Raw genomic sequence first — 26,396 nt, 5'->3', positions numbered from 1 at the left:
AGCACGGCCAGATTGTTCACCGTGCGTGTGATCCTCGATTGCAGCGCCGAACTCGCCGCCACCATGCGCTCGGCCTCGCCAAAGACGATCCTGGCCTGATCGCGCGTCGTTGCCGCCGAATACACATGCGCACCGGGCTCGCCATCGGCGATCAGCGCATAAAGCGCAGTGCCTGCCAGAAGCACCGACTTGCCGTTCTTCCTTGCCACCTCGACATAGGCGGTGCGAAACCGGCGCAAACCGTCCTTGCGCTTCCAGCCATAAAGCGAGCCGACGACGAACTGCTGCCAGCCCTGAAGCACGAAGGGCTCGCCCGCCCATTCGCCGGTCGAATGGCGCAGATGGCCGAAGAAGTCGATCGCATGACGTACCGCAGCACCATCCCAGACCAGGCCGCGTTTTACCCCCACCTTCAGGTCCGTGAGGTGGCGCTCGCAGGCCAGACGCACGAACCGGCCGGCGACGATCTTCCCGCTGACAACTGCGCGCGCGTAGGCCGTGACCGGGCAGGATGGAGCCTTCTTGCCGCTCCCGTCCAGTGGGCGCGAAGCACGGGAACTAGGCTTTGCGGCCACGGTTCAGGAACTCCTCGAACGGATCGCTCGTCTCGGCGGGTTCCGCCATACGGATGCGCGAGCGGCTCGACGGCGTCAGTCCGAATTCGCTCTCGATCTGCGCCATCTGCGCCAGGCACTTGTTGGCCACAGCCAGGAACGGGTTCTGGATGATGTTGTCATTCGACGTTTTCACCACAGGGCCACGGCGCTTCACTTCCTGCTCCGCCTCCAGCCAGCGCCGCCAGATCACGACGTAGCGGGCGAGTGCGTGCGTATCCAATTCGGTCATGACGCCGTGGCCGGCCAGCAGCTCGGCCATCTCGGTGAACTTCGCCTTCGCAGCATCGTCGAGATGGTCAGGCGGTTCGGGCGTCGCCACCACCGGCTTCGGCTCGGCCTTGTTCAGGCGATGCGGACGGGCCGTGCCCTTCACCAGCTTCAGATGCGTCGGCAGCGGCTTGCGTCCCGCCATGGTGGCTTCTCCATACATTTATCCTGTGCCGTCACTACGAATGCGCACCGCTTCGAACACCCGCCGCAATGTAAAACTGCGCGCGATCGACACCACGGTGAAGATCGCGCCCATGGCCATGTTGTCGGCCAGCGTGGTGGACAATCCGAACAGCGGGAACACCAGCATCTGCGTCACCACGGCAATGCCATAGCCGACGGCGACGTTGGCCAGCGACTCCACCAGAGACATGGTGCGGGATTGCTTCATGCCGCTGCCGCATCCCTGGTCGCGGTCCCGGCATCAGGCACTCGATCGGCCGCGATCTCATCAAAACGGCGGCCGTCGCCATCGAGCGTGGCCGCCTTGCCGGTGAATGCCTGCCAGCGCTTGACGACCACATCGCAGAAGGCCTCCGACAGTTCGAGGCCATACACGCGGCGGCCGGTCTTCTCGCCGGCGATCAGCTGTGAGCCCGAACCGGAGAACGGCTCGTAGCAGATGTCGCCCGGTCTTGTGTGCAGCTGCATAGGCAACGTGAACACGCGCACCGGCTTCGAAGTCGGATGCTCGCGGGTTTCGATCTCCGAGGATGGGATGTTCCACACCGTGGTCGGCCAGCTCTCGAACCCCTCGCGGTTGATGCGGGGCTTCTTGCCGCGACGCCATCCGAACAGGCACGGCTCATGCGCCCACAGCATCACCGAGCGCGTCAGCACCGGGCGCGATTTGGCCCAAATGATCTGCTGGTGATGCAGCACATCGAACTGATCCCAGACCGTTTCCAGCATGCGTTGGCGGCGCGAGGCGTGCCAGCAATACCATGCCACATCCTCGGCAATGGCATGCTCGATCGCCACCTTGCAGAAGGCCTCGTAGAACTGCGGTCCTTGGGCAGAATCATCCCAGTGGGGCTGTTCGATATAATCTTCAGACCAATCCTTGTTGGCGATCTTCTTCGCCCGCGCCGAGGCCGTTTTCTTTGTCGGATGGTTGGTTCCGTCATAATCGACCAGGTAGGGCGGATCGGTGGCAAACAGCGCAGCCCGTTCGCCGTTCATCAGGCGACCAACATCTTCCGGCGAGGTGCTATCACCGCACAGCAGCCGGTGATCACCCAGCAACCACAGATCGCCGCGCCGTGTGACAGGCGTTGCCGGAACTTCCGGAATGGCGTCGTCCTCGGTCAGCCCANTGCGGTCCTTGGGCAGAATCATCCCAGTGGGGCTGTTCGATATAATCTTCAGACCAATCCTTGTTGGCGATCTTCTTCGCCCGCTTTGACGCGTTCTTCTTGGTCGGATGATTGGTGCCGTCATAGTCGACCAGGTAAGGTGGGTCGGTGGCAAACAGCGCCGCCCGCTCGCCGTTCATCAAGCGCGTGACATCTGCTGGATCGGTACTGTCACCGCACAGCAAGCGATGATTGCCAAGCAACCAGAGATCGCCGCGCCGGCTCACCGGCGTTACCGGGACTTCCGGAATGGCGTCATCCTCGGTCAGCCCGTCCTGTTCGTCATGGCTGCCGTAAAGCAGGTTCTGCAGCTCGTCATCGGCAAAGCCGGTGAGGCCAAGGTCAAAGCCGGCCTCCTGCAGGTCGGACAGTTCGAGCGCCAGCAGCTCCTCGTCCCAGCCGGCATTCATGGCAATGCGGTTATCGGCAAGCACCAGCGCCCGGCGCTGCGTCTCGGACAGACCCGTCAGCACGATCGTCGGCACCGTATCCATGCCAAGCTTGCGCGCCGCCAGCACGCGGCCATGACCAGCAATCAGCGTGCCATCCTCGGCAATCAGCACCGGGTTGGTAAAGCCGAAGGTGCGGATCGATCCGGCAATCTCGGCCACCTGCCCTTCCGAATGCGTGCGAGCATTGCGTGCATAGGGAACCAGATCATCAAGCTTGCGATATTCGACGGCCAGCTGACGCTCAATGCCATCAACACCGATATGCGCAGTTTCAGCGATTGTCATTTTCGGTATCCAGTGAAATCAACATCTTAGCCGCGCCCCCCCCATTGCCATTTTGGCCGCGGATGCGCTGTTGGTGGCGCGCGGTCCTGGGAGCGAACTCTCCAGAGATTTGACCTCCCCGGGGGGAGGGCTTGGGCTCACGAGCGGCGGCGCGCATTGCCGAAGCCGCCATCCTTCGCTGCGGTCTTCCTGCCGTGGCACGATGCGCACAGCGCCTGCCAGCGGGCGCGGTCCCAGAACACCGTCTCGTCACCGCCATGCGGATCGATGTGATCGACGATGCTTGCCGGGCGGATCAGATCGTGACGCGCGCATTCCACGCACAGCGGATGATCGTGCAGGAAGGATGCGCGTTCTGTTCGCCAGCGCTTTGAGCGATAGAGCGCACGGGCCACCGGATTGCGCTGGCGGGCATAGTCCTGGTCACGCTCCCGCTTTTCGCGCCGGCCAACCGGGCGATGGATCGGCGGGCGGACAGGCATGGTGCTGATCTCGACGATGATGCTGATGATGGTGACGGTAGTACTGGAAACGACAACGCCCGCGATGGTTTTCACCGTCGCGGGCGCGCTGCTCTCCCGAGCATAGTCAAAACTATAGCTGATTTGCCCTCGTTTGTTGCATGGAAAAGTGTTGCAACACATTGGAGTCACTGCGCATTGAGCCGCGCCGCAATCTTTGTGAGCGCGAGCTGCCAGCGTCGCCACGCCGTAGTGCGATCGCAGCCATGCTCATGGCTGATCACCTTCCAAGGCACGCGGGCCGCACGCGACCAGACCAGCTTGCGCTCCGCCTCCTCGATCCAGAGCACCCAGTCGAACGTCTGCTCGAGCCGCGTGATGGCGGCGGCCGACGGCCGGATATGCATCGGCTCGGGTTCCATGAAGGCAATCTCGCGACTCGTCCGCACGATCTCCGGCCAGGTGTTGAAATACCCCTGCGCCTTGACCGACGGCAGCTTGCGCAGGGTACGAAACGCCTCCTCGAAATGATCGGCGACGCACTCGGCAGTCCATTCGCGCTCAGCCATGGCGCGCCTCCCTGTCGGAAGGACGTGGTCCGTAGAGCTTCTCGCCGAGCTGTCGGACCAGTTCACGCTCGGGCCAAGTGAGACGGTCGTCATCAGCGGAGACCGCCAGGACGCCCTGTTCCTGCCAGCCCTCGCGCTTGACCTGCTCGGGATCCCGGCGCCGACCGCCGTAGCCGTGGGGATGCCATCTCATGCGACACCTCCCTTCGTCTCGAGCGCCCAGAGCAGGATCGCGATGGCGTCGGCCTCGTTGTCGTCGGCCGGGCTGAAGCCGCGGGCGCGGACGGCGGCAACCATGGCGGCCTTGTCGGCGTTGCCCTTGGCGGCGACGTGCCGCTTGATCGTGCCGACCGGGACGCCCTCGTACGGCACACCCCGCAGTTCAGCCCATGCGGTCAGCGTGGCCATGAGCCCGCCGTAGATGTGGCTCGCGTCGGTGCCGGCGTGGCGGCGGACTTCCTCGAACCAGATGGCGGCGACGGGCCCGGACAGCCGGTCGATCTCGGTCAGCCAGTTGGTGAAGCGCAGGTAGCGCATGCCGCCGCCATCAAAGCGGCCCGTGCGCAGCGAGACGGTGCCGCTGGTGATCAGACCGTCATGGCCGCGCAGTGCCCAGCCGGTCGTGGTTCCGAGATCGAGCGCAAGCACCGTGTCGGGGAGTACGTCTCCGTTCGTGGCCCGCGCTTCGGTGGCGGTTGTGGCGGATGTGGCGGGTTGTTCGGTTAACATCTCACGGGCGCGCGTGTGCGCACGCGTGACGGTTATATGGTCATAACCCGCCACATCCGCCATTTCCCTTGTTTTACTGGTCATTGTAGTCCCCCTCGAAAAGGTCGGTCTTGTTGTCCCTCACGGCGATCCCGCGAAACCCGCGCACCGTGCTGGTCTTGAATTTTTCGAAGCCGCGGGCGCTCAGGGTCTCCGAGAAGCGCTTCATCGAGCCGGCGTATTCTCCGTTCGCCTCCGCCCAGCTCTTCCAGCTGTTGAAAAGCTCGGTCGATCCGGACTCGAACGATGAGCTGCCGACATCGCAGCACTCCTCCAGCCACCGCCCGAGCGCGTCTTCTGCCTCGAAGTAATCCTCGGTCGCCGCCATCACGGCCTCGGGCGGGCGCAGTCCGGTCTCCTGCCACTCCAGGCAGCCCCGGAGCGCCCAGGCGAGGATGCCGTCACGCTCGGCCAGAAGCCTGTCGGACAGGCGGCGGTCGCGTTTGGCCGGCGGGATGGTGACCGTGAAGGGCACCATGTGCAGCCGTCGCTTCATTGCCTCGTCCACGTTGCGAATGGACGGCTTGTGGTTGCCGACGATCAGAAGCTTGAACTGCGGGATGAACTCGAAGAAGTCCTGCCGCATGAAGCGGGCGGTGATCTTGTCGCCGCCGGTGAGGGCCTTCAGCTTGCTTTCGGCCCAGCGACTTCCCTGTTCGGTCTCGATGGAGGTCACGATCCGCGCGCCGCGCAAGCCCGCCATGTCGGTCGGATGGCGGTCGCCATGGGTGGCCATGAACATGTCCATGGCCGCGACAGTCGCGTAATCGCCCATGATCGCGGTCAGCGTGTTGGCAAAGACCGATTTGCCGTTGGCGCCGGTGCCGTAGAGGAAGAACAGCGCGTGTTCGGTGGTCACACCGGTCAGGCAGTAACCGGCCATTCGGCGCAGATAGGCCTGCAGCTCGACATCGCCGCCCGTGACCGTGTCAAGGAACGCCTCCCATGTCGGACAGGCGCCCTTCGAGGCCGCGCCCGCGACCTTGGTCATGAAGAGCTGCGGATCGTGGGCGGACTGCGCGCCTGTGCGAAGGTCGATCACGCCATCGCCGGTGTTCAGAAGCCAGGGGTCGCGGTCCCAGATCTCGGTCGTGCTGGCATGCCTGCGATCGCTGCGGGCGAGCCGCTCGACAGCGGCCACAGTTGCGGCCGTGGACAGCTTGGTGCGAACACGCGCAGACGGTGCGCGGACCGCCGCCTCGCGGCAGACCTGGCGCGCGAGATCGAAGGCCTGCAGCGTGTCCTCGCGCCGCCAGACCACCCCGGTCCAGGTGAGCCACTGTCCCCATCCGGCCACGTAGCGCCAGCGATCCGCGTGCCTTTCTGCAAAGCGCGCCGCCAGCGCGTCCTCGCTGAAACGCACGGGTGTCGGGCCGTTATTGTCTCCGCCACCGCCATCGGCGCCCTCGGAAAGTTCGTCGTCGAAGGCCCCATTGCGCTCGAGATCGCGCTGCCAGAGACGCTCGGCTTCCCGTTTCAGCCTGTCCTCTGGCCAGGGCGGATCGATGCGGGCGAGGTTGTAGCTCTTGATCTCGTCCCAGGCCTCGCCCGGCGTGACGTGCCCTTCGCGGCAGCGTCGGATCCAGTAGCCGATGACGCGCGAAAGCGCATCGAAGCGGGTCGTGCCGTCGACGCCGCCTTCGCGAACCGGACGCCCGAACAGTTCCGGGACCGAGTCGCCTCCGCGACCGGCGCCGTTGAAATCGAGCGCGTCATCCGAGAGCCCCTCCATCGGCGGCATCGCCAGGATTGCCTCGGTGAGTTCGCCAAGGTCGTGATCGATCTCGGCGTGATCGACGATCTCGACGAGCCGTCGGCTGCCGCCTTTCGCGTGGATGCTGCCCGCGACGCGGATCGGCTGATGGGCGGATTTGAAGGCCGGATCGCCGCCGACCTTCGCGGCAATCGTCTGGCGCAGCCGGCACACGCGGGCGACGTCTTCGCCTTCCGCCGGCTCGGTCAGGCGCCAGTAGAGGTGCAGCTTGCGCTGACCCTCCGCCGTCACACCGCCCGAGGCCACGACCAGAGTGGGTCGCCCAACATGGCGTTCGAGATGGGCGCGTTTCGCCGCGATGTCGCCATGGTCGAGATCGACCAGCAAGACCTGCGTCTGCAGGATGTGCTCGGCACGGGCATCGCCAGGATTCTCGACCGTGCCTGGCACGACGAAAAGCGCCATGTCCGCGTTCGCCGCCCAGCTCGCCTGGCGCGCAAGCATCTCGGCGAGCCTGTCGTCGGCGGGCAGAAACGGCGTGTGCGGAGGCGCGTCCGTCGCCCCCTTCTCGGCCAGCGCCCGCACCGGCACCAGATGCTCGCAATAGCCGAACACCACGCTTGCGTAGGTCGCGATCATGTCGCGATCCGGAGCGAGCGTCGTGTCGGGGCTGCACATTGGCGCGTCCGTCATGCCCAGCACCTCTCCTTCCAGGCACAGAAGCGGCATTCGAAATGCTCGGGATCCTCCGTGTGCCGGGGCAAGAGTTCGCCCGCGTCGCAGGCGCGCAGGATCCGCACCGCCTTGTCGCTGGCGGACTGCGCGCGTTCGGCATCGAACGGGACCAGCTCGTGCCAGATCTCGCAGCTGTCCTTGTTGATCGCGGTGAAGAGCGCCGGCGCATCGGTGAGCCCGAGATAGGCCTGATAGAGCGCGATCTGCGCCGCATAGATCGGCTTGGCCTTGACCACGCCGCGCCTGGCGATGTCGCGCCAGTTCTTCGCATTGGCCGACTTGCACTCCCAGAGCGCCGGAACCGCCATGCCGTCTGGCGCGGCCACGATGACGCCATCCGCATGCCCCTGCAGGCGACCGCCAGCGGCGGAAAACCCGAACTGTTCGCCATGGCGGTTGCGCGTTCTGAGATCGAAGCCGGCCTTGCGCAGCCATTCGATGGCCAGATCTTCGAGGACGTGCCCGAGCGCGAAGATGCGCAGAGACTGGCCCGAGAACCCGGCGTCCGGATCCTTCGGCGTCTTCAGGTATTCGTATTGCAGCCTGCGCTGGCAGATGTCGCCCAGCCGGCTGCCCCCAAGATAGTCCCGGGCGGGGCGTTCTGCCTGTTCCATGACAAGGGCGGTGTCGATGCAGGTGTTGACGGTATCCGCGAAACTCGGCGGCTTTTCCCGGTGGTTGAAGTCGAAACCGGCGTCCATCAGAACGGCACCTCCGGATCGGGCCGGTGTGCGCTGGCCATCATCGCTTCCTGGAAGCCGTCGACCGCAGCGGTGGCGAGGGCGAGCGCCTGCGCCTCGCTGAGGTCGGCGAACCGCGCGGTCCAGCCGATCTCGGCCATCAGTTCGGCCATGTTCTTCAAGGCGGCGCGGAGCGCGGCCTGTTCACGTTCATCGGGATCGATCATGCGCAGCCCTCATGTGCCGGGGCCGCATGCGGGCATGGATGGATGTCAGCGCGGCGCGCGAAGGGGATTGTGGTCATGGGAGAGCTCCAGATGCTCTCCTCACCTACCGGCTGGCTGTCCTGACTGTCGGATGTGCGGTTCGGAACACTTCGGGAACATGGACTTGTGCGTTCACAACTCTGCCGATAGACTGAACTTTCCCCGATTCACCCTGGAGCCGAGTCGCGCATGGCGTCATTCAACCCGAGAAGCTTCACCAACCCTGATCGCCTCAAGAGCATTTCGCCGAAGCACCTTCTGAAGTTCTTCGCGACGTGGGCGGAATATTTTTCGGCGCGGGGTTTTGAACTTCCGGTCGAAGCGGATGAGGATTTTCCCTACGACGATCTTGCTGCAGTGTTGATGAAGCCCGACGAAAACGTGCCGCCCGAAATGGTCGACGCCCTTTTCTACGTGCACGAGACCGCGACCAAGGAAACCGCCGAGGAGCTGATCGAGGCGGCAGGACGGGCTGGCCTCACGATCGAGGCCGGTGAGGAACCATCCGATGCGGACATCGCCCTGCAGATCTGGCTCCAGAAACCTGATCTGCTGCGACGTCAGCATGCCGAGACCGTGGCATTCACACGTTCGCGTTTCATCTACTTCGCGGGCCACAGCGGCAAGCCGCGACCGGCTCCGGATCCGACCGTCGAACAGACCGCGATCATGCAGGAGCGGATGGACGAGTGGTTCGACCGCAAGCGCCGTGGCAAGGGCTCACGGGTATTCGCTTTTCCGCGCGGCACGAAGACATGGTTCATGGTCCGGCATGGCGAACCGATGCGGCGCGAGGGGCGACATCAGGATGATGGCGGATCGGGAATCGCCTACTACCGACCGCAGAAGCACGACGTCGTCATCTATGACGGCGAGTCTGACGAACTTGCCGTCAATGCAGGGACGAAAGGCGAAACCGAGCTCTACCTGCGGACGTTCGGCGGGGTCATCTTCGGGGACGAGGAGTACTTCGATCGCTCGAACCGCTTCACCCTCGATCCGCTGCTGGAGAAGGGCGAGAAATCGCTCGACAACGACACTGTCTCCGAGATCGTCAAGGTGCGCCTGATCGAAATCGAACGCTTCTGGGGCGGAAAGGCCAAGGAGAAGGAGGTGCGCAAGGCGAACGACCTCTTCATGGCCTGGGACGACAATTGGGAGCGGCGCCTTGCGGGCGGTTCCATCGACCGGGCCGTTTTCAAGGTCAAGTTCGATGGAGACGGCAAGGAGCGGACGGTTGCCATTCTCCCGCCGAGCCTCGCACGCTACGACCGTGATGCCGACAGCGATCTGATCGACCGCTGGCTCAAGGATCAGGGCTTCTGCCGCCCCAACGTCGGAGATGAGGACGATGACGTCGGCGTTCTGGAGGACGATTGAGCGCGTCCCCGGTCATGCGACCGACACGCTCGACTGGAAGGTCGACTTGATCGATTGCTGGACCCTGGTCGAACGCTACCTTCCGGAAACCTCCAAGTACGCAGAACGTATCGACTGTCCCTGGCCCGGCGGGGAGCATTGCCCGCGCCACGTCGTGCGGCATGCCGGCGGCTTGGTCCGTGCCGTCTGCAGCGATCCGGGGCGACTCTGCGAAACCCTCGACATCAATCCCGACGATATCCGCATCCGTGAACTCGACCGCCGCAGGCTGTTCGCCGACATTGCCACGGCGCTTGGCCTTGTCGTTCCCACCGCGCCTTCGCGCGGGGCGGTCCTTCTGCACATCGGCGATCATGCCATTGCCGCCGGCCGGAGTTTTCCGGTGTTCGCTGCGCTCACAAGCCCGGGCGCGCCGCTCGGCCGGGCAGACGTCCTCGACCTCGATCGTCGCAATCTGCCATTCGTCCTGCTGGTGACATCGCTCGGCGCGATTGACCCGGACGTTCCGGCCTTTCTTGCGGCCCGGCGAGGGCGTGTTCTGACGTGGGCCGAATGCCTCGACTTCGCCCCCCCACCGCGCAAGGGATTCGTCGCTGCCATGCCACTTGTCGATCTCTTCGCGCCCGAGATCGCGGCGCTGACGGACGCAGGTGACGTCGTCCGGCGTCCGGTGATGACTCTGCCTGCAAATGCCCGCTGGTCCGATCTGCGCTTCGCGTTTCGCGAGGAGGCCGTGCTCAACGTCAGCTATCTTGGGCAGGCTCCGGCGCGCCTTGAACCGGACCAGATCGGCATGCGGGATGAGCGGAACGGCAGGCCGAACCGCCAGTGGCGGCTGCTCCTTGCTTGTGCCGCGCTTGGCGGGGCATTGCCTCGGTCCTTTCCGATCTCCACCATCAAGGGACGTCGTCCTTCGCGCGACGTGGTCGCAATCCTGGGGGAGTTTGAGCGCGGTTACGATCGGCAGCGCCAGCTTCTCGCCGCCGCGCTGAGGGCGCAGTTCGGGATCGTCGACGATCCGTTCACGGCCGAGGACGATTGTTACGCGGCACGCTTCCTTGTCGATGCAAGTGCGCTGCGTCAGGGTCGCGCTGACCAGCGCGACCGAAATTTCGTCGACGACGACTGACCCTTTCCGAACTTTTTTCCATCCCACCCAACCCCATGAAGCCGCAAGGTTTCGTGGGGTTTTTCGTTTTCCGATCCCCCTGATTTCGAGGCCCTCCAACGAATTTTCGCCGGTGCCAGGCACTCGGGCCGCGTGCCCGTCCACCTGGACGAAGGCGAAACTTCATGGAGCGTTTCCACCTCATTTGCGACGCGCACTCGCGCGTCTCCCGTAACATCACCATTCGCGCCGAACGGCTGGCCCGCTCGGGCTCCGTCCCCGGAATGGACGCCGAGGACATCAAGCAGGACCTGCGGCTGCACCTCTATCGCCGGGACGGGAAGTTCGATCCTTCCCGCGGTCAGTACGACACCTTCGCCGACCGCGTTCTGGCGAACCGCATCGCCACGCTGGCCGCGCCGACCGAACGGCTGCGGGCCGAGCGGACTTGGATCGACTTCGACAGTCCCGCCGAGGGGCGCGGTGATGACGAGATGCTGCCGCTCGCGGAAACGCTGCCCGACAGCGTGATGCCGCATGCCGCCGTCACACGCGCACCAGACGAGGCGTTCGGGCTGGTCCGGGACGTCCAGCGGCTCCTTGCTGGCCTGACCCCGACCTGCCGCGCCCTCGCGCTGGCGCTGATCGACATGTCGCCGACGGAAGCGGCCGAAGCCCTCGGGATCCATAGGAGCACCGTCTACGCGCGGCTCGCCACCATCCGGAAGGCGGCCGAGGCGCTTGATCTCGCGGCATATCTCGGCACCGCCCCGACAGTCTCGGAGGCTCGCCGGTAGGTGACAACAGGACCGGCGATAACCCGGCCCGCCAGTTTCATGCCGGGCCCTCGGAGGAATGCAACACCCCCACGCGGGGAAACACTCCGACCGCAAGCTCCAGGGCGGCGTCAGGCCCGGCAGCAGTCTTCCCGACGATCCCTGGACACCAACCGACGAAAACACGGAGCATCACCATGTTCACGACTTCCCCCCTGAAACGCCTGCGCCAGTCGAGCTGGATGGAGGCGATCCCCGACACGATCAACGTTCCGGCCCTGTCCGACAGGCCGAACCGCGCGGTGCCGATCGAGCGCGCCACTGTGGACGACATCGAGTTCGCGCTTGTCGCCCTGGCGTGGCAGCAGTCCGAGCTCTACCGGCTCACGAGTGCGCTTGGCGACGTATTGAAGATGGCACGCCGCCAGGGCGCTTGTGGCGCGGACATCGCCATTTCGGCTGCTGTGCGGGATCTGGAGGGCGGCAAGTGAGCGCCCCGTTCGGCGCCGGGCCGCTCCGGATCATCACCGCCGACGAACGGCTGCGCGAGGCGCGCGGCATCAAGGGGGTGCTCACGGGCACCTCCGGCATCGGCAAGACCACGCAACTCCTGACCCTCGATCCGCAGCGCACGCTGTTTCTGAACCTCGAGGCGGGCGAGCTCGCCGTGCAGGGCTGGCCCGGCGACGAGATCCGCATCCGCGATTGGGAGGTCGCCCGCGATCTCGCGGCCTGGATCGGCGGCGCCAACCCGGCGATGCGGGACGACCAGTCCTATGGGCCCGGGCACTTCGCACGGGTTTGCGCCGCCTTCGGCCCCGCCACCCAGCTCGACAAATACGACACCGTCTTCGTCGACAGCATCTCCGTCGCCTCTCGCATTTGCCTTCAGTGGTGCAAGGGTCAATCCCAAGCCCAATCCGACCGCACCGGCAAGCCGGATCTCCGCGCGACCTACGGGTTGCTCGGCCAGGAGATGATCGGCTGGCTCACGCATCTGCAGCACACGCCCGCCAAGAACATCTGGCTGGTCGGGCTGCTGGACCGCAAGCTGGACGATTTCGGCAAGCCCTTCTTCTCGATGCAGATCGAGGGCTCGAAGACCGGGCTCGAACTGCCCGGCATCGTCGACGAGGTCATCACCCTGACCGAGTTGCGCCCCGAGAAGGGCGAGGCGTTCCGCGCCTTCATCTGCACCACCATCAACGATTTCGGCCTGCCGGCCAAGGACCGCAGCGGGCGGCTGTCGATGATCGAGCCCGCCCATCTCGGGCGGCTCATGACGAAGATCCGCGGTCCGCGCCCCGATGGCGCAGCTCGCCTGAACTTCGATTTGCCCGCGGCCGCCACCGCACCCAACCCCTCGACGACGCAAGGAGCATGACCATGGCGAGCGACATGGATTTCAACGGCGCGGACACGCAGGACGCCGCTTTCGACCTCATCCCGGCCAACACGCTGGCCAAGGTCTGCCTGACCATCCGCCCCGGTGGCGCGGGGCCCGAGGGCTGGCTCACCCAGAGCAAGACCAGCCCGGCGCTCTACCTCAACACCGAAGCGGTGATCATGGAGGGGCCCTTCGCGCGGCGTCGCATCTACACCCGCATCGGCTTTCGGGGAAAGGCTGCGGGCGGCCCGGGTGACGACACCTACGGCAATCGCGGTCGCGCGATGATCCGCGGCATCCTCGAATCCGCCCGGGGCGTGCGCGCCGACGACCAGTCGAACGCCGCTCGTGCGGCGCGGATGATCCGCAGCCTCGGCGAGTTGAGCGGGCTCGAGTTCGTGGCCCGCATCGGCATCGAGCGCGACAAGGACAAGCCCGAGGACAGCGGCCGCAACGTCATCAAGGCGGCCATCGGCGCCGACCATGCCGAATATGCGCGCCTGATGGGCAGCGTGCCGCAGCCGCCGCAACAGGGTCAGTTCACCGCGACGGGCGCCCATCTGTCGAACACCGGCATGGGCCAGTCGGGCGCGCCGTCCTCCGGCTCCGCGCCCTTCTGGGCACGCTGAGGGGGGGGGACGGTCATGATTCCACGCGATTATCAGAGGGCGGCAGTCGATGCCGCCCGCGACCGCACCGCCACCCACGGCAATACCATGCTGGTCCTGCCGACCGGGGCGGGCAAGACCGCCATCGCCGGTTTCTACATCGGTGAGGAACTGGAACACCGGCGACACGACCGCGTCCTGGTTCTGCAGCACACGGACGAGTTGATCGATCAGAACCGGACCTCCATCGGGGCCGTGACCGGAATGACCACCTCGGTGGTCAAGGCCGAGCAGGACGATTGGGGCGGCCGCATCGTCTTCGGCAGCGTCCAGACGCTCGCCCGCGCCAACCGGCGCGAACGCATGGCGCCGGTCTCGCATCTCGTCATCGACGAATGCCACCGTTCGGCCGCGCAGAGCTATCAGGCTGTTATCGACGCCGCACGGGAACTCAACCCCGAGATCAGGCTGCTCGGGCTTTCGGCCACGCCGGGTCGTGGCGACGGGCGCAGCCTGCGCCGCACCTTCAGCAATGTCGGCTATCACCTGAAGATCGGCACCCTGATCGGGCGCGGTCTCCTAGTGCCGCCGCGCACCTATACCATCGATCTCGGCGTCGAGGACGAACTGGCCGGGCTGGAGGCCACTGCGGGCGATTACGACATGCGCGCCGCCGACAAGGTGCTGAACCGCTCGGTGCTGAACGAGGCGGTCGTCGAGCACTGGCAGACGAAGGCGGCGGACCGGCGCAGCATCTTTTTCTGCGCCACGGTCGGCCATGCCGATGCGGTGGCAGAAGCCTTCCGCGCCGCCGGCGTCACGGCCGAGACGATCTCGGGCGACATGCCCTCGCGGGTGCGCGCCGATCTTATCGCCCGGTTCGACCGGGGCGAGGTGCAGGTGCTGACGAACTGCATGGTCCTGACCGAAGGTTTCGACAGCCAGCCGGTTGGCTGCATCGGCATCCTGCGACCCATGCTGCACAAGGGCACCTTCATCCAGGCGGTGGGGCGCGGCCTGCGCCGTGTCGATCCCGCGCGTTTTCCCGGCATTGTGAAAACCGACTGCGTCGTGCTCGACTTCGCCGGCGCGGCGCTCCGGCACGGGTCGCTCGAACAGGAGATCACCCTCGACGAGGACGATCCTGAGCCCGGCCAGGCACCGTGGAAACTGTGCCCGACCTGTGAGGCCGAATTGCCGCTTGGAGCATCGGTCTGTGATTTCTGCGGTCACGTCTTCACGCGGGAACGAGCAGAGGCCCGACTGCTGACCGCCTTCGACATGATGGAGATCGACCTGCTGGAACGGTCGCCGTTCGCCTGGTGCGACCTGCATGGCAACGGCCAGGCGATGATGGCGAGCGGGTTCAATGGCTGGGCTGGGGTGTTCCATGATGGCGCGCTCTGGCACGCGCTCGGACAGCCGAAAGGCAGGGCGATCCGGCCGCTTGCCATCGGCACCCGGGTGCAGGCGCTCGCCGCCGCAGACGATTTCCTGCGCGCCACCGAGACGGGGACCGCCTCGATCAAGAGCCGTCGCTGGCTGAACGACCCCGCCACGATGAAACAGATGGCACTGCTGCAGCGCGCGGGGCACGAGGCCAACGGGCTGGATTTCAGCCTGTCGAAATATGCAGCCAACTGCCACCTGAACTTCCGCTGGAACCGTGGGGCGATCACCGCCGCCGTTCTTGGCCGGGCGGAGCGGTCGGCCGCATGAAACGCCCCAATCCGCTGCCGCCCGACCTGATGACGCCCGCCGAGCGCCGCGCCGAGCTGTGCGGTCTGCTGGCGCTCGGGCTGGTCCGGCTGCGGATGCGGGAAAGTGGCGAAGTATCTGACGATACCGGAGAAAGTTGCCTACACTTGTCCAGCGACCAATGCCCTCATGCAACTCCAACTCACCGGAGAGATGCATGAACAAGCCCGACACCATCCCCGCGCGCCTGGCCGCGCTGAAGACCACGCCAACGCCAGACCTGAAGCAACAGTGGCGCGACCTGTTCGACAGCGAGCCGCCCCCGTTCAACCGCCGCTACCTCGAGTCCCGCCTTGCATACCGCATCCAGGAACTCGCCTATGGCGGGCTAAAGCCCGAAACGATACGGCGACTGGAGCGGCTTGGCGAAGAACTGGACGGCGGCGAGAGGAAGAAGCGTGGCATGCGCGCCGACCGTGACCGCCCGATCACCGGCACGCGGCTGCTGCGCGAATGGCAGGGTGTCGAGCAGGTCGTCACCGTCACCGCCGATGGCTTCGAGTGGCAGGGCCGCCCCTACAAGTCGCTGTCGGCCATCGCCCGCGCCATCACCGGAACGCGCTGGAACGGCTGGGTCTTCTTCGGGCTCAGGAACCACAGGGGCCGGAAATGACGAAGCCACCGGAAAAATCGAAACCCGTCCGCAAGCTGCGCTGCGCGGTCTACACCCGCAAATCCTCAGAGGAAGGGCTGGAGCAGGAGTTCAACAGCCTGCATGCCCAGCGCGAGGCCTGCGAATCCTACATCGCCAGCCAGCGATCCGAGGGCTGGGTGCTGGTCCGCGATCAGTATGACGACGGCGGCGTCTCCGGCGGCACGCTGGAACGGCCCGGCCTGCAGCGGCTCATCGACGATATCGAGGATGGGCTGGTCGATGTGGTCGTCGTCTACAAGATCGACCGCCTCAGCCGCTCGCTCGCCGACTTCGCCAAGCTGGTCGAGGTGTTCGACCGCAACGGCGTGACCTTCGTCTCGGTGACGCAGAGCTTCAACACCACCACGTCCATGGGACGGCTGACGCTGAACATCCTGCTCTCCTTCGCTCAGTTCGAACGAGAGGTCACGGCCGAGCGCATCCGCGACAAGGTCGCCGCCAGCCGGAAGAAGGGTATGTGGATGGGCGGGGTGCCGCCCTTCGGCTACCGGGTGGAAAACCGGAAGCTGCTGGTCGACGAGGACACCGCCGCGCATGTGCGCTGGATCTTCGCCCGGTTCCTCGAAATCGGCTCCTGCACCGAACTGGCGCGCGAGGTCGGCACGCGCGGCATCCGCACACCACGCGGCAACCGGATCGACAAGAAATATCTCTATCGGATGCTGAGCAACCGCGCCTATATCGGCGAGGCCGTGCACAAGGGCGACAGCTATCCCGGCGAGCACGACGCCATCATCGCCCGCGAGACATGGGACCGGGTGCACGCCATCCTGAAGGAAAGCCCCCGCAAGCGCGCCGCGCGGACCCGGGCCGAGACGCCGGCATTATTGAAAGGGCTGCTTTACGGCCCCGATGGCGCGGCGTTCTCGCCCAGCCACACCCGGAAAGGCGGCAAGCTCTACCGCTACTATGTCAGCCAGACGGTTTTGAAACATGGCGCCGGGTCGTGCCCCATCGGCCGCATTCCGGCAGGCGAGATCGAGGCTGCCGTCATCGACCAGCTTCGTGCCGTGTTCCGCCAGCCCGAGATTGTGGCGGGGACATGGAAGGCGGCACGCGCCCACGACGGCGACATCGCAGAGACTGACGCTCGTGAGGCACTGACCCGGCTCGATCCACTGTGGGACGAACTGTTCCCCGCTGAGCAAGCCCGAATCGTGGCGCTGGTGGTCGAGCGTGTCGACATTGGCACGGACGGGCTCAACGTCGGGCTCCGCGTCGACGGACTCAGCAGCCTCGCTCGCGAGATGCTGGCCGGCGGTGTTGGAGAGGCAGCATGACCCGCGGGGCTCCGGTCCCGGAGACGGTGACGCTCCATGTCCCGTTCCGCATCGTGAAGCGCGGCGGGCGGAAGGAGATGCAGCTGCCGGAGGGCGCCGCCCAGCCGCGCAGGGCCGACAGCACGCTGGTCAAGGCGCTGGCGCGCGCCTTCCGCTGGAAACGGATGCTCGAGTCGGGCGAATACGCCACCATCGCCGAACTGGCCGAACGGGAGGGCATCGCGCCCTCCTACATGACCCGCGTCCTGCGGCTCACTCTGCTCGCGCCCGACATCGTCGAGGCGATCCTGGACGGGAAGCAGGGGCCAGCGGTGACGTTGGTGCGCCTTATGGAGCCGCTCTCGCTAGAATGGGCGGCGCAGAGTTCGTCGCTTCGACAGGCTGAATTGCCTCCGAACCACTCTGCAGCGAGGTGCATTCTGGGGGATTGACCCATCATGCGATATAGCATACATAACAAACATGACACAATCACACGCCATTGCCGCCACGCTGCGCGCCATCCGCGCCGAGCTCGATCTTACGCAGGAGCAGCTTGCTGAGCGGCTCGGCGTATCTTTCGCCACGGTCAACCGCTGGGAAGGCGGCGCCAACCTGCCCCAGAAGGCGGCCCGCGCCACCATTGCCGCTCTCGCCGAAGAGGCTGGGGTGGACATGGCTGAAGCCGGATCCGACGACATCGCCGCCGCCGAAAAGGTGACGCGCCGCCGGGCAGGAACACGTTCCACCACACCGTCGACGAAGTCCATGGAGCAGATGCTCTGGGATGCCGCCTGCTCGATCCGGGGCGAGAAGGACGCGGCCAAGTTCAAGGACTACCTTCTGCCGCTGCTCTTCCTGAAGCGACTGTCCGACGTGTTCGACGACGAGATCGCGCGCCTTGCGGAGGAGTACGGCGATCGGGACACCGCCCTCGAGATCGCCGAGGATGACCACGAACTGCTCCGGTTCTATCTGCCGCCCGAGGCGAGATGGGCCGTGATCAGCGGTCGGCAGTCCTATGAATGGCCCAACGATGACCAGGGCCGCCCCACGCGCCCGAAGGACATCGGCGAGCATCTGACCAAGGCCGTGCGCGCGGTGGTGCGGCAGAACCCGTCCCTGTCCGGCGTCATCGACGTGGTCGACTTCGCCGCTGAGCGGAACGGTGAGCGCGACATCAATCCGGCCAAGCTGCGTCAGGTGGTCGAGACCTTCTCCGACCCGCGCTACCGACTCGGCCTCGCCGACGTGCAGCCCGACTTCCTCGGCCGCGCCTACGAGTATCTGCTGCGGAAGTTCGCGGAGGGCTCTGGCCAGAGCGCCGGCGAGTTCTTCACGCCGACCGAGGTGGGATTCCTGATGGCGCACATCATGCGCCCGAAGCCCGGCGAGGAATGCCACGACTATGCCTGCGGCTCGGCGGGGCTACTGGTCAAGCTCCAACTCGTCGCGCGTGAGCTCGACCCCACCAGCAAGGTGCCGCTCAAGCTCTATGGGCAGGAGCTGACCGCCGAGAGCTACGCCGTCGCCCAGATGAACGCGATCATCCACGACATGAGCGTCGAGATGGCGCGCGGCGACACGATGATCAATCCGAAGTTCAAGACGGCGGATGGCAGGATCCGCACCTACGACATCGTCGTGGCCAATCCGATGTGGAACCAGCCGTTCAATCCGGACATCTTTGCCGACGATCCGTTCGACCGGTTCCGCACGGCTGGCGGCGCCACCACCGGCAAGGGCGATTGGGCGTGGCTCCAGCACACGCTCGCCTGCCTGAACGACAGGGGCCGCGCGGCGGTGGTGCTGGATACCGGCGCGGTGACGCGCGGCTCAGGCAGCAAGAACGAGGACAAGGAGCGGAACATCCGCAAGTGGTTCGTCGAGCACGACCTGATCGACGGCGTGATCTTGTTGCCTGACAATCTCTTCTACAACACCACCGCCGCCGGGGTGATCGTCGTGTTGTCCAAGCGCAAGCCCGCAGCGCGCAAGGACAGGATCGTCCTTCTGAATGCCTCACGCCGCGTGCAGAAGGGGCGGCCGAAGAATTTCATCCCGGAGGAGGACATTCGCCCGCTGGCCGCGGCCTACCTGAAGGGCGAACCGGTCGAGGGCGAGATCGCTGTCATCACACGGGAGCAGGCGGCCGAGGCAGACTACAATCTCAGTCCGAGCAGGTGGGTGGGTAGTACCACCGAGCAGGATCAGCGGCCGATCGCAGAAATCATCGCCGACCTGTTTGAGCTCGACAATGCTGCGCGGGAGATCGACGAGAAGCTCGCCAAGATGCTGGCGCCCCTGGGAGAACAGAAATGATCCCAGACGGATGGCGTGCGATCCCGTTCGCGGAACTTGCAGACTACAAGGCAGGCCGGACTCCAGCTCGCGCGAACCCTGACTATTGGCAGGGCGCCGATGATGGCGTTCCTTGGGTCGCGATTTCTGACATGACGGAGTTCGGCACCGTCACTGAGACCAAGGAAAAGATCAGTCGAGCGGCGTTTCGAGAGGTTTTTCGCGGGAAGACCGTGCCCGCAGGGACGCTGATCATGAGCTTCAAGCTCACGATCGGACGGGTCGCAACCCTTGGTATCGATGCTTGCCACAATGAGGCAATCATCGCGATTCACCCCCGCAATGGTGTGGACCAGCGCTTTCTTGGCTACTTCCTAGCACAAGTTGATTATGACGCGCTGCAGGATCGGCAGGTAAAGGGAAACACCCTTAACCAAGAGAAGATCGACCGCATCGAAATCTGGCTGCCGCCGAATGATGAGCCGAAGCAGATCGCTGACGTCCTCGATCTCGTGCGGCATGCCATCAAGCTGCAGGACGACGGACTTGCTACTGCCCAAGACCTCAAGCGCGCGGCGATGCGGGCGCTGTTCACGAAGGGCCTGCGCGGCGAGGCGCAGAAGGAAACCGAGATCGGCCCTGTGCCGGAGAGCTGGGAAGTCGTGTCGATCGGCAGCGTTGCGACGAACACGCAATATGGTCTTTCTGTTCGTGGACAGCCATCGGGAGCCTACCCAATTTTACGCATGAACTGCCAAGAAGACGGAAAGGTCCACTTCCGCAACCTTCAGTTCGTCGACCTGGATGAAGCGACATTCGAGACTTTCCGCCTGCGACCGGGAGATTTGCTTTTCAATCGAACCAACAGCATTGATCTTGTCGGCCGCATGGCAATCGTCGAAGACCCGCGCGATGCAGTCTTCGCGTCTTATCTCGTACGGGTTTCGTTGGACGAGGCGCGGTGCCTGCCAGCCTACCTGAATTACTTTATGAATTGGCCGAAAACCCAGAGTGAAATCAAGAAACTTGCGAGCCGCGCAGTTGGGCAAGCTAATATCAATGCGACCAAACTTCGGACTGTCCTTTTCCCGCTGCCAACCGTAGACGAACAGCGCGAGATCGTCGCCGTCCTCGAGGCCATCGACCGAAAGATCGACCTGCACCGCCGCAAGCGCGCCGTGCTCGACGACCTCTTCAAGGCGCTCTTGCACAAGCTGATGACCGGCGAGATCCGCGTGGCCGATCTCGACCTCTCGGCGCTCGATGCGAAGCCGGTGGCGGAGGTGGCGGCATGAGCGAACTGAAGATCAGCGAGGCCGGCACGGTCCAGTTCCCGATGGTGACCCACGCCGTTGGCATCGGCTGGACGCCGATCACGCCCGAGGTCGCTAAGCAGAAGCGCGGCGGCGAGGCCGGCATGATGCTCCGCGATGAGCTGGAGGCGGCGCTCGCCAAATTCAATCCGTGGATGACGGCCGATGCCATCCGCCAGGTGATCGAGAAACTGGAGGCGATCCCGCCCACCATCGAGGGCAATCGCGACATGCTCGCCTGGCTGCGCGGCGAGCGGCAATGGTACGACGAGGGCGAGAAGCGCCACCGCCATGTTCAGCTCATCGACTTCGAGCATCCGGGCGAGAACGTCTTTCACGTCACCTGGGAATGGAAGCTGAAGCCGCCGGCGCGCAAGGGCAACCGGGCGGATGTGATGTTCGTCGTCAATGGCGTGCCCGTCTGCATCGTCGAGCACAAGAACCCCAAGGATGGCGGCGCCATCGACCGGGGCGTGACGCAGCTCAAGCGTTACGAGAAGGAGACGCCGGAGCTGATCGGCGCGCCGCAGCTCTTCAACGTCACCCATCTGCTCGATTACTGGTACGGCGTCACCTGGAACGCCAACCGCCGCTTCATGGCACGCTGGAAGCAGCAGCCCGAGGAGACCTACAAGTTCGCGGTGCAGGCCTTTTTCGAGCCGACCGACTTCCTGCGCACGCTGCGCGACTGGATCCTGTTCTATGTCGAGGACGGCGAGACGAGAAAATCGATCCTGCGCCAGCACCAGCGCATCGCCATCGACAAGATCGTCGCGCGCTGCGAGGACAAGGAAAAGAAGCGCGGCCTCGTCTGGCACACGCAGGGGTCAGGCAAGACGTTCACCCTGCTCACCGCCGCGAAGCTGATCCTGGAAGACAAGGCGCGGTTCCAGAACGCCACCGTCATCCTGGTGGTGGATCGCACCGAGCTCGAAGGCCAGCTCAAGGGCTGGGTCGAAAAGCTGCTCGGCGAGATGCAGCAGCAGGACATCCCGGTCTGGCGGGCGAACTCCAAGGCCGAGGTGCAGGAGCTGCTCAAGACCGACAAGCGCGGCCTGATCATCTCGATGATCCACAAGTTCGAGGGCATCGACAAAGACGCCAATACTCGCGAGAACATCTACGTCTTCATCGACGAGGCGCACCGCTCCGTCGCCAAGGACCTCGGCACCTACATGATGGCTGCGGTTCCGAACGCGACCATCATCGGCTTCACCGGCACACCGATCGCCAAGACGGCGCAAGGCGAAGGCACCTTCAAGATCTTCGGCATCGAGGACGAGCAGGGCTATCTCGACAAATATTCGATCCGCGAATCCATCGAAGACGAGACTACCCTGCCCATCCGCCACACCATGGCACCGAGCGAGATGACCGTGCCGGCCGAACGGCTGGACAAGGAATTCTTCGAGCTCGCCGCTGCCGAGGGCGTGACGGATGTCGAGGAACTGAACAGGGTACTCGACCGCGCCGTTGGCCTCCGCACCTTTCTCACCGCCGATGACCGCGTCGAGAAGGTCGCTGCCTTCGTCGCCGAGCATTTCCGGGAGAAGGTCCACCCACTCGGTTACAAGGCGTTTCTGGTCGGCGTGAACCGCGAAGCATGCGCCAAGTACAAACGGGCGCTAGACAGGCTGCTACCGCCCGAGTGGTCCGAGGCAGTGTACACGGACAATGCAGCGGACGTGGTTGACCGCCCACTGGTCGCCGAGGTTCAGCTCTCGCCCGAGCGCGAGGCCGATGTGCGCTTGCTGTTCAAGAAACCGAACGAGGACCCAAAGATCCTCATCGTCACCGACAAGCTGCTGACCGGCTACGACGCCCCGCTACTCTATTGCATGTATCTCGACAAGCCGATGCGGGATCACGTGCTGCTGCAGGCCATCGCCCGCGTGAACCGGCCCTATGTCGATGCCAATGGCGTGCAGAAGCGCGTCGGCCTCGTCGTCGATTTCGTCGGCGTGCTGCGCGAACTGAAGAAGGCGCTGCAGTTCGACAGTTCCGACGTCAGCGACGTGATCGAGGACCTGGACCTCCTGCTCAAGGATTTCTTGGGCAAGATCGAGAAGGCCAAGATCGATTACCTCGACGCCGGCGATGAGGGCAGCGCAGATGAGAAGCTGGAGAAGCTGGTCTATGGCCGCTTCCTCGATCCCGAGCCGCGTAAGGCGTTTTTCGAGGCCTACAAGGAGATCGAAGCCTTGTGGGAGATCCTTTCGCCTTCGCCCGAACTGCGCGATCACATCACGACCTTCAAGCGGCTGGCGCAGCTTTATGCCGCCGTGCGGAACGCCTATGCGGACCATGTCGGCTACGTCGCCGACCTCGCCTACAAAACCCGCCGTCTGGTCGAGGATAGCGCGACGCAGGAGGGCCTCGGCCGGCTGACCAAGACGGTCACCTTCGATGTCAAGACTCTGGAAGGGCTGCGCGGCGAGCCGGGATCGGACGAGGGCAAGGTGTTCAACCTCGTGCGCGGGCTCCAGAAGGAGATTGAGGACGAGGCAGATACCGCGCCTGTCCTGCAGTCGCTGAAGGACAGGGCCGAGCGGATCTTGAAGGATCTGGAGAACCGGAACACCACCGGCCTCGCCGCCATGGACATGCTGGCCGCGCTGGCAAAGGAAAAGGAAGAGGCGATCAAGGCGGCGAAGGACAGCGGCCTATCGACTCGGGCGTTCGGGGTCTATTGGAACCTCAAGGACGATGAAGCGCTGCGCAATGCCGGCATCTCCGCGATGGAGCTGGCGAGGGATGCAGAGACTGAAACGCATAGGTACCCTAATGCCAGGGTCAATGACGATGAGCGCCGGAAGCTGCGCGCCGCACTGTACCGCCCGCTGCTCGGGCTCGGTAAGGAAGATCGTGGCCGGGTCGTCGATGTGGTGCTCGCGATCCTGCTCGACGGCGATCACGATGCCGAGTCCTGAAGACCGACGCGCCTCTCTCCGTGCCCGGGTCGACTACTGGTGTGAGCGTCTGAAGGCGACACCGCGCATTGTTCGAATCCAGCGCATGACGCGCAAGTGGGGATCATGCTCAACCGGCGGTATCATCACACTTGCCGAGGACCTGGCCGATCAGGAGAAGTGCTTCCAGGACTTCGTGATCGCACACGAGTTGCTGCATCTACGGGTTCCCAACCATGGCAAAGTCTTCAAGGCGCTGATGACAGCGCATGTGCCCCGTTGGCGTGAACATGAGAAGCACCGCTTGGCCGGAAAACGGTCAGGGGTTTCTCGATGATCGGGCGTCACCATACAAGTCCCACTCGAGGATCGAAGGGACAGCCCAGCCACTTCGTAATTCGACCAAAGGTTCGATTTCTGTTCCTTCTTCAAAGAATGTCCCTGAAATCGAAGTGTTCAGCGAGTAGGAGATTAACCCGTTCAAATTCAATGCCTTGTGAAGAATTCACCAAACCGGCGCAGTCATGAGGTCCGGAGAATATCGGGCCTCAGAGACCGCCTCCGGGCAGCCTGGCACCGGCGCCGGTGCTCAGCCTCACCCGCATAACCCTCGAAAACAACGAGAAATTCCGGCCGCAGCCGGATCGGGAGAACGCTTTCGCGGGGGCAAGTGGCGGAGAGGGAGGGATTCGAACCCCCGATGGAGTTGCCCCCATGCCGCATTTCGAGTGCGGTGCTTTCAACCACTCAGCCACCTCTCCGCATTATGCAGCGCCAATTTTCGAGCCCTTGTGAGCCCAAACAGCTGCGAGCATTGATTACGAATGCCGAGTGCAGCGGCTGAATAACGGGATGATCGAAAGATGACAAGCCCCATTTTGCATCTTGATGTGAAAATTGTTGACTTTTCCCATCCAACCAACCTATATGCACCCAACCTTAGGCGCGGGGAGAACTGCGCCTATTGTTGTGACTGGTTTTCAGGCTCGCCGAAAACCGATCAGAAGCCGCAAGGCTTGAAGCAAACCGACTGATAAAAAGACGGCCCGTGGATTCGGCATGCTGCTGGAAATATGAGAGCCGGACCGAACGACCCGAAAGGACAAAGAATGTTCGCAGTCATTAAGACCGGTGGCAAGCAGTATCGCGTTGCCGCAAATGACCTGATCAAGGTCGAGAAGATCGCTGGTGAAGCTGGCGACATCGTAGAATTCACCGAAGTTCTGATGGTTGGTTCGACCATCGGCGCTCCGACCGTTCCAGGCGCTCTTGTAACCGCCGAAGTCGTTGAACAGGGCCGTGGCCGCAAGGTTATCGCCTTCAAGAAGCGTCGTCGTCAGAACTCGAAGCGCACCCGTGGCCATCGTCAGGAACTGACGACCGTCCGCATCTCGGAAATCCTTACGGATGGCGCAAAGCCAACCAAGAAGGCAGCCGAGAAGAAGGCTCCGAAGGCAGCGCCCAAGAAGGCTGCAGCCAAGTCGGAAGCGGCTGAGTAATAGAGAGATCAAAGGAGAACACCAATGGCACACAAAAAAGCTGGCGGTTCCTCGCGTAACGGTCGCGATTCAGAATCCAAGCGCCTTGGCGTGAAGAAGTTCGGCGGTGAAATGGTTCTCGCCGGCAACATCATCGTTCGTCAGCGCGGTACCAAGTGGCATCCGGGCGCCAATGTTGGCCTCGGCAAGGACCACACCATTTTTGCAACCGTGAATGGCGCCGTGTCTTTCCGCAAGAAAGCCAATGGCCGCACCTATGTGTCGGTCACCCCAATCGCGGAAGCAGCAGAGTAAGCCGGGCACTCTCATAAGCACCGGCGTCCCATCGGACCCGGTGCCAAGGCGAGCCGCCAAAAGATCGAAGGGGAAGATGGGACACCCATCTTCCCTTTTTGCATTTGGAGGTATGAAATGGTCGACGAATTGTTGGAAGAAGACTGTTATGCAAGAGCAGTCAGACCGGGCGATGTCTCGCCAGGCTTTGGCGGCCCCGACACTGAAAGCCTGTCCGGTGAAATCGCGCACAGGATTGCGTGTCCGATCCTTGTCACGGAGCGTCTGGTTCTGCGCCCGCCGCATGAAGAAGACGTGGATGCCATTGCCCATCTTGCCAATAATCGACGCGTTTCCGATATGCTTGCCCGCATGCCGCATCCTTATACCCGCGCGCATGCCGTGGAATTTGTTGAACGCGTGAAAACTGGCGAAATGGGCAATTGCATCTATGCGATTACCCAGGCGGAAACCGGCATTTTCATGGGCAGTTGTGGCATCCACGCCTATAAACATGGTGAGGGGCTGGAAATCGGTTATTGGCTGGGCGAACCTTATTGGGGGCGCGGCTATGCAACAGAAGCTGCTCATGCGCTGATTGATCTGGCATTCCGGGCAACCGACATTGATCGTCTGCATGTCGCCTGCCGGGTGAGCAATACGGCTTCCAAGCGGGTGATCCATAAATGCGGATTCCAATATGCCGGAACAGGCATGCAGCAATCGCTTTCTGCCGGAATGGTTCCGGTTGAACGCTATGCTTTGGATCGGCGCACCTGGGTTGGCTTGCGCAGCTGGTCGGCATAGGTGCAGGCCGACAGACAGGCACGTTTCACATGACGGCGCTGCAAGAATGGTTGTTGCTGCCGATTTTGCGAAACCTGCTTTAAAATGAGCCAGAACACGCATTCTCGACTGTTTGCAGGATGCGTGTTTTGCTGTAATTGCAACACGCATATGCGGTAAGGCCGCATCTGAAGGGATTTGAGGCTGAAGCC

At 63.9% G+C, this 26,396-nt stretch carries 28 protein-coding genes and 1 tRNA gene; 17 read left to right on the top strand and 12 right to left on the bottom strand.

Annotation, left to right across the window (positions count from 1 at the left end):
• The 11 genes from ACFO1V_RS00925 to ACFO1V_RS00875 form a co-directional block, all read right to left on the bottom strand.
• Positions 1 to 575: terminase large subunit domain-containing protein (locus tag ACFO1V_RS00925; protein WP_380074993.1), on the bottom strand; the 575-nt coding region annotated here is incomplete at its 3' end.
• Complete coding sequence (locus ACFO1V_RS00920; protein ID WP_035029118.1) at positions 559 to 1,029, bottom strand: phage terminase small subunit P27 family; 471 nt, start codon at positions 1,027 to 1,029, stop codon at positions 559 to 561. The genes ACFO1V_RS00920 and ACFO1V_RS00925, both read right to left, overlap by 17 nt.
• Before the next feature lie 18 nt (positions 1,030 to 1,047).
• On the bottom strand, positions 1,048 to 1,278 hold the full coding sequence (locus tag ACFO1V_RS00915) for a DUF7220 family protein (protein WP_374834726.1): 231 nt from the start codon (positions 1,276 to 1,278) through the stop codon (positions 1,048 to 1,050).
• Positions 1,275 to 2,069, bottom strand: coding sequence for a DNA-methyltransferase (locus tag ACFO1V_RS00910; protein WP_465251716.1), 795 nt, complete (start codon positions 2,067 to 2,069; stop codon positions 1,275 to 1,277). The genes ACFO1V_RS00915 and ACFO1V_RS00910 overlap by 4 nt, the downstream gene beginning before the upstream one ends.
• Positions 2,070 to 2,121: 52 nt before the next feature.
• Positions 2,122 to 2,979, bottom strand: coding sequence for a ParB N-terminal domain-containing protein (locus ACFO1V_RS00905; RefSeq protein ID WP_380074991.1), 858 nt, complete (start codon positions 2,977 to 2,979; stop codon positions 2,122 to 2,124).
• 137 nt (positions 2,980 to 3,116) lie between these two features.
• Positions 3,117 to 3,536, bottom strand: a complete 420-nt coding sequence (locus tag ACFO1V_RS00900; RefSeq protein ID WP_374834743.1) for an HNH endonuclease signature motif containing protein — start codon at positions 3,534 to 3,536, stop codon at positions 3,117 to 3,119.
• A gap of 92 nt (positions 3,537 to 3,628) precedes the next feature.
• Positions 3,629 to 4,009, bottom strand: a complete 381-nt coding sequence (locus tag ACFO1V_RS00895) for a DUF6362 family protein (protein WP_374834745.1) — start codon at positions 4,007 to 4,009, stop codon at positions 3,629 to 3,631.
• A 189-nt stretch (positions 4,010 to 4,198) separates the two neighbouring features.
• Positions 4,199 to 4,657, bottom strand: a complete 459-nt coding sequence (locus ACFO1V_RS00890) for a hypothetical protein (RefSeq protein ID WP_380074997.1) — start codon at positions 4,655 to 4,657, stop codon at positions 4,199 to 4,201.
• 154 nt (positions 4,658 to 4,811) lie between these two features.
• Positions 4,812 to 7,184 (bottom strand): phage/plasmid primase, P4 family, encoded by a 2,373-nt coding sequence (locus tag ACFO1V_RS00885; RefSeq protein ID WP_374829685.1) that lies wholly within the window; start codon positions 7,182 to 7,184, stop codon positions 4,812 to 4,814.
• Positions 7,181 to 7,927, bottom strand: coding sequence for a PD-(D/E)XK nuclease family protein (locus ACFO1V_RS00880; protein ID WP_374829687.1), 747 nt, complete (start codon positions 7,925 to 7,927; stop codon positions 7,181 to 7,183). The genes ACFO1V_RS00885 and ACFO1V_RS00880 overlap by 4 nt, the downstream gene beginning before the upstream one ends.
• Positions 7,927 to 8,133, bottom strand: coding sequence for a DUF6511 domain-containing protein (locus ACFO1V_RS00875; protein WP_374829689.1), 207 nt, complete (start codon positions 8,131 to 8,133; stop codon positions 7,927 to 7,929). Before ACFO1V_RS00875 ends, ACFO1V_RS00880 begins: the two co-directional genes overlap by 1 nt.
• Positions 8,134 to 8,361: 228 nt before the next feature.
• On the opposite strand from ACFO1V_RS00875, the gene ACFO1V_RS00870 reads away from it, so the two are divergent.
• The 14 genes from ACFO1V_RS00870 to ACFO1V_RS00805 all read left to right on the top strand — a co-directional run bounded on the left by ACFO1V_RS00870 (position 8,362) and on the right by ACFO1V_RS00805 (position 23,963).
• Entirely contained in the window at positions 8,362 to 9,552 is a 1,191-nt protein-coding gene (locus tag ACFO1V_RS00870) for a hypothetical protein (protein WP_374829691.1), read from the top strand.
• Positions 9,524 to 10,681 (top strand): hypothetical protein, encoded by a 1,158-nt coding sequence (locus ACFO1V_RS00865; RefSeq protein WP_374829693.1) that lies wholly within the window; start codon positions 9,524 to 9,526, stop codon positions 10,679 to 10,681. Before ACFO1V_RS00870 ends, ACFO1V_RS00865 begins: the two co-directional genes overlap by 29 nt.
• A 164-nt stretch (positions 10,682 to 10,845) precedes the next feature.
• Positions 10,846 to 11,457, top strand: a complete 612-nt coding sequence (locus ACFO1V_RS00860) for a sigma-70 family RNA polymerase sigma factor (RefSeq protein ID WP_374829695.1) — start codon at positions 10,846 to 10,848, stop codon at positions 11,455 to 11,457.
• A gap of 176 nt (positions 11,458 to 11,633) precedes the next feature.
• The gene (locus ACFO1V_RS00855) at positions 11,634 to 11,927 is read left to right on the top strand and encodes a hypothetical protein (RefSeq protein ID WP_227493521.1); all 294 of its coding nucleotides are present in this window, start codon (positions 11,634 to 11,636) and stop codon (positions 11,925 to 11,927) included.
• Positions 11,924 to 12,820: an ATP-binding protein gene (locus tag ACFO1V_RS00850; RefSeq protein ID WP_374829697.1), complete on the top strand. Its 897-nt coding sequence runs from the start codon at positions 11,924 to 11,926 to the stop codon at positions 12,818 to 12,820. Before ACFO1V_RS00855 ends, ACFO1V_RS00850 begins: the two co-directional genes overlap by 4 nt.
• Positions 12,821 to 12,822: 2 nt before the next feature.
• Complete coding sequence (locus tag ACFO1V_RS00845; protein ID WP_374829699.1) at positions 12,823 to 13,452, top strand: hypothetical protein; 630 nt, start codon at positions 12,823 to 12,825, stop codon at positions 13,450 to 13,452.
• A 15-nt stretch (positions 13,453 to 13,467) separates the two neighbouring features.
• A complete protein-coding gene (locus ACFO1V_RS00840; RefSeq protein WP_374829701.1) occupies positions 13,468 to 15,150 on the top strand; it encodes a DEAD/DEAH box helicase in 1,683 nt (560 codons plus the stop codon).
• 196 nt (positions 15,151 to 15,346) lie between these two features.
• On the top strand, positions 15,347 to 15,802 hold the full coding sequence (locus ACFO1V_RS00835) for a DUF2924 domain-containing protein (RefSeq protein ID WP_374829703.1): 456 nt from the start codon (positions 15,347 to 15,349) through the stop codon (positions 15,800 to 15,802).
• The gene (locus tag ACFO1V_RS00830; RefSeq protein WP_374829705.1) at positions 15,799 to 17,124 is read left to right on the top strand and encodes a recombinase family protein; all 1,326 of its coding nucleotides are present in this window, start codon (positions 15,799 to 15,801) and stop codon (positions 17,122 to 17,124) included. The genes ACFO1V_RS00835 and ACFO1V_RS00830 overlap by 4 nt, the downstream gene beginning before the upstream one ends.
• Complete coding sequence (locus ACFO1V_RS00825) at positions 17,121 to 17,555, top strand: hypothetical protein (protein WP_374829707.1); 435 nt, start codon at positions 17,121 to 17,123, stop codon at positions 17,553 to 17,555. Before ACFO1V_RS00830 ends, ACFO1V_RS00825 begins: the two co-directional genes overlap by 4 nt.
• A gap of 31 nt (positions 17,556 to 17,586) precedes the next feature.
• Positions 17,587 to 19,425 (top strand): N-6 DNA methylase, encoded by a 1,839-nt coding sequence (locus tag ACFO1V_RS00820; RefSeq protein WP_374829709.1) that lies wholly within the window; start codon positions 17,587 to 17,589, stop codon positions 19,423 to 19,425.
• The gene (locus ACFO1V_RS00815) at positions 19,422 to 20,699 is read left to right on the top strand and encodes a restriction endonuclease subunit S (RefSeq protein WP_374829711.1); all 1,278 of its coding nucleotides are present in this window, start codon (positions 19,422 to 19,424) and stop codon (positions 20,697 to 20,699) included. The genes ACFO1V_RS00820 and ACFO1V_RS00815 overlap by 4 nt, the downstream gene beginning before the upstream one ends.
• Complete coding sequence (locus ACFO1V_RS00810; RefSeq protein ID WP_374829713.1) at positions 20,696 to 23,647, top strand: type I restriction endonuclease subunit R; 2,952 nt, start codon at positions 20,696 to 20,698, stop codon at positions 23,645 to 23,647. Before ACFO1V_RS00815 ends, ACFO1V_RS00810 begins: the two co-directional genes overlap by 4 nt.
• On the top strand, positions 23,634 to 23,963 hold the full coding sequence (locus tag ACFO1V_RS00805) for a M48 metallopeptidase family protein (protein ID WP_131674864.1): 330 nt from the start codon (positions 23,634 to 23,636) through the stop codon (positions 23,961 to 23,963). The genes ACFO1V_RS00810 and ACFO1V_RS00805 overlap by 14 nt, the downstream gene beginning before the upstream one ends.
• 334 nt (positions 23,964 to 24,297) lie before the next feature.
• On the opposite strand, the gene ACFO1V_RS00800 is transcribed toward ACFO1V_RS00805, so the two are convergent.
• A tRNA-Ser gene (locus ACFO1V_RS00800) sits at positions 24,298 to 24,387 on the bottom strand.
• Between the two features lie 348 nt (positions 24,388 to 24,735).
• Here ACFO1V_RS00800 and rplU point away from each other — a divergent pair.
• The 3 genes from rplU to ACFO1V_RS00785 all read left to right on the top strand — a co-directional run bounded on the left by rplU (position 24,736) and on the right by ACFO1V_RS00785 (position 26,205).
• Positions 24,736 to 25,125, top strand: coding sequence for a 50S ribosomal protein L21 (gene rplU / locus ACFO1V_RS00795; protein WP_374829716.1), 390 nt, complete (start codon positions 24,736 to 24,738; stop codon positions 25,123 to 25,125).
• A 24-nt stretch (positions 25,126 to 25,149) separates the two neighbouring features.
• Complete coding sequence (gene rpmA / locus ACFO1V_RS00790; RefSeq protein WP_374829718.1) at positions 25,150 to 25,419, top strand: 50S ribosomal protein L27; 270 nt, start codon at positions 25,150 to 25,152, stop codon at positions 25,417 to 25,419.
• A 117-nt stretch (positions 25,420 to 25,536) separates the two neighbouring features.
• Complete coding sequence (locus ACFO1V_RS00785) at positions 25,537 to 26,205, top strand: GNAT family N-acetyltransferase (RefSeq protein ID WP_374829720.1); 669 nt, start codon at positions 25,537 to 25,539, stop codon at positions 26,203 to 26,205.
• The last annotated feature ends 191 nt before the right edge of the window (positions 26,206 to 26,396 follow it).

Origin of the sequence: Daeguia caeni, from assembly GCF_042653845.1 — a bacterium.
Lineage (GTDB): Bacteria > Pseudomonadota > Alphaproteobacteria > Rhizobiales > Rhizobiaceae > Brucella > Brucella caeni.
Note: the sequence above shows the minus strand (reverse complement) of the source record. Positions and strands in the feature narration are given on the sequence as shown.

Bases quoted from the DNA above. Each gene is read 5' to 3' on its own strand.
- ACFO1V_RS00920 (WP_035029118.1), bottom strand. From the start codon at position 1,029: ATGGCGGGACGCAAGCCGCTGCCGACGCATCTGAAGCTGGTGAAGGGC.
- ACFO1V_RS00915 (WP_374834726.1), bottom strand. From the start codon at position 1,278: ATGAAGCAATCCCGCACCATGTCTCTGGTGGAGTCGCTGGCCAACGTC.
- ACFO1V_RS00910 (WP_465251716.1), bottom strand. From the start codon at position 2,069: ATGAACGGCGAACGGGCTGCGCTGTTTGCCACCGATCCGCCCTACCTG.
- ACFO1V_RS00895 (WP_374834745.1), bottom strand. From the start codon at position 4,009: ATGGCTGAGCGCGAATGGACTGCCGAGTGCGTCGCCGATCATTTCGAG.
- ACFO1V_RS00885 (WP_374829685.1), bottom strand. From the start codon at position 7,184: ATGACGGACGCGCCAATGTGCAGCCCCGACACGACGCTCGCTCCGGAT.
- ACFO1V_RS00880 (WP_374829687.1), bottom strand. From the start codon at position 7,927: ATGGACGCCGGTTTCGACTTCAACCACCGGGAAAAGCCGCCGAGTTTC.
- ACFO1V_RS00875 (WP_374829689.1), bottom strand. From the start codon at position 8,133: ATGATCGATCCCGATGAACGTGAACAGGCCGCGCTCCGCGCCGCCTTG.
- ACFO1V_RS00870 (WP_374829691.1), top strand. From the start codon at position 8,362: ATGGCGTCATTCAACCCGAGAAGCTTCACCAACCCTGATCGCCTCAAG.
- ACFO1V_RS00865 (WP_374829693.1), top strand. From the start codon at position 9,524: ATGACGTCGGCGTTCTGGAGGACGATTGAGCGCGTCCCCGGTCATGCG.
- ACFO1V_RS00860 (WP_374829695.1), top strand. From the start codon at position 10,846: ATGGAGCGTTTCCACCTCATTTGCGACGCGCACTCGCGCGTCTCCCGT.
- ACFO1V_RS00855 (WP_227493521.1), top strand. From the start codon at position 11,634: ATGTTCACGACTTCCCCCCTGAAACGCCTGCGCCAGTCGAGCTGGATG.
- ACFO1V_RS00845 (WP_374829699.1), top strand. From the start codon at position 12,823: ATGGCGAGCGACATGGATTTCAACGGCGCGGACACGCAGGACGCCGCT.
- ACFO1V_RS00840 (WP_374829701.1), top strand. From the start codon at position 13,468: ATGATTCCACGCGATTATCAGAGGGCGGCAGTCGATGCCGCCCGCGAC.
- ACFO1V_RS00835 (WP_374829703.1), top strand. From the start codon at position 15,347: ATGAACAAGCCCGACACCATCCCCGCGCGCCTGGCCGCGCTGAAGACC.
- ACFO1V_RS00830 (WP_374829705.1), top strand. From the start codon at position 15,799: ATGACGAAGCCACCGGAAAAATCGAAACCCGTCCGCAAGCTGCGCTGC.
- ACFO1V_RS00825 (WP_374829707.1), top strand. From the start codon at position 17,121: ATGACCCGCGGGGCTCCGGTCCCGGAGACGGTGACGCTCCATGTCCCG.
- ACFO1V_RS00820 (WP_374829709.1), top strand. From the start codon at position 17,587: ATGACACAATCACACGCCATTGCCGCCACGCTGCGCGCCATCCGCGCC.
- ACFO1V_RS00815 (WP_374829711.1), top strand. From the start codon at position 19,422: ATGATCCCAGACGGATGGCGTGCGATCCCGTTCGCGGAACTTGCAGAC.
- ACFO1V_RS00810 (WP_374829713.1), top strand. From the start codon at position 20,696: ATGAGCGAACTGAAGATCAGCGAGGCCGGCACGGTCCAGTTCCCGATG.
- ACFO1V_RS00805 (WP_131674864.1), top strand. From the start codon at position 23,634: ATGCCGAGTCCTGAAGACCGACGCGCCTCTCTCCGTGCCCGGGTCGAC.
- rplU (WP_374829716.1), top strand. From the start codon at position 24,736: ATGTTCGCAGTCATTAAGACCGGTGGCAAGCAGTATCGCGTTGCCGCA.
- rpmA (WP_374829718.1), top strand. From the start codon at position 25,150: ATGGCACACAAAAAAGCTGGCGGTTCCTCGCGTAACGGTCGCGATTCA.
- ACFO1V_RS00785 (WP_374829720.1), top strand. From the start codon at position 25,537: ATGGTCGACGAATTGTTGGAAGAAGACTGTTATGCAAGAGCAGTCAGA.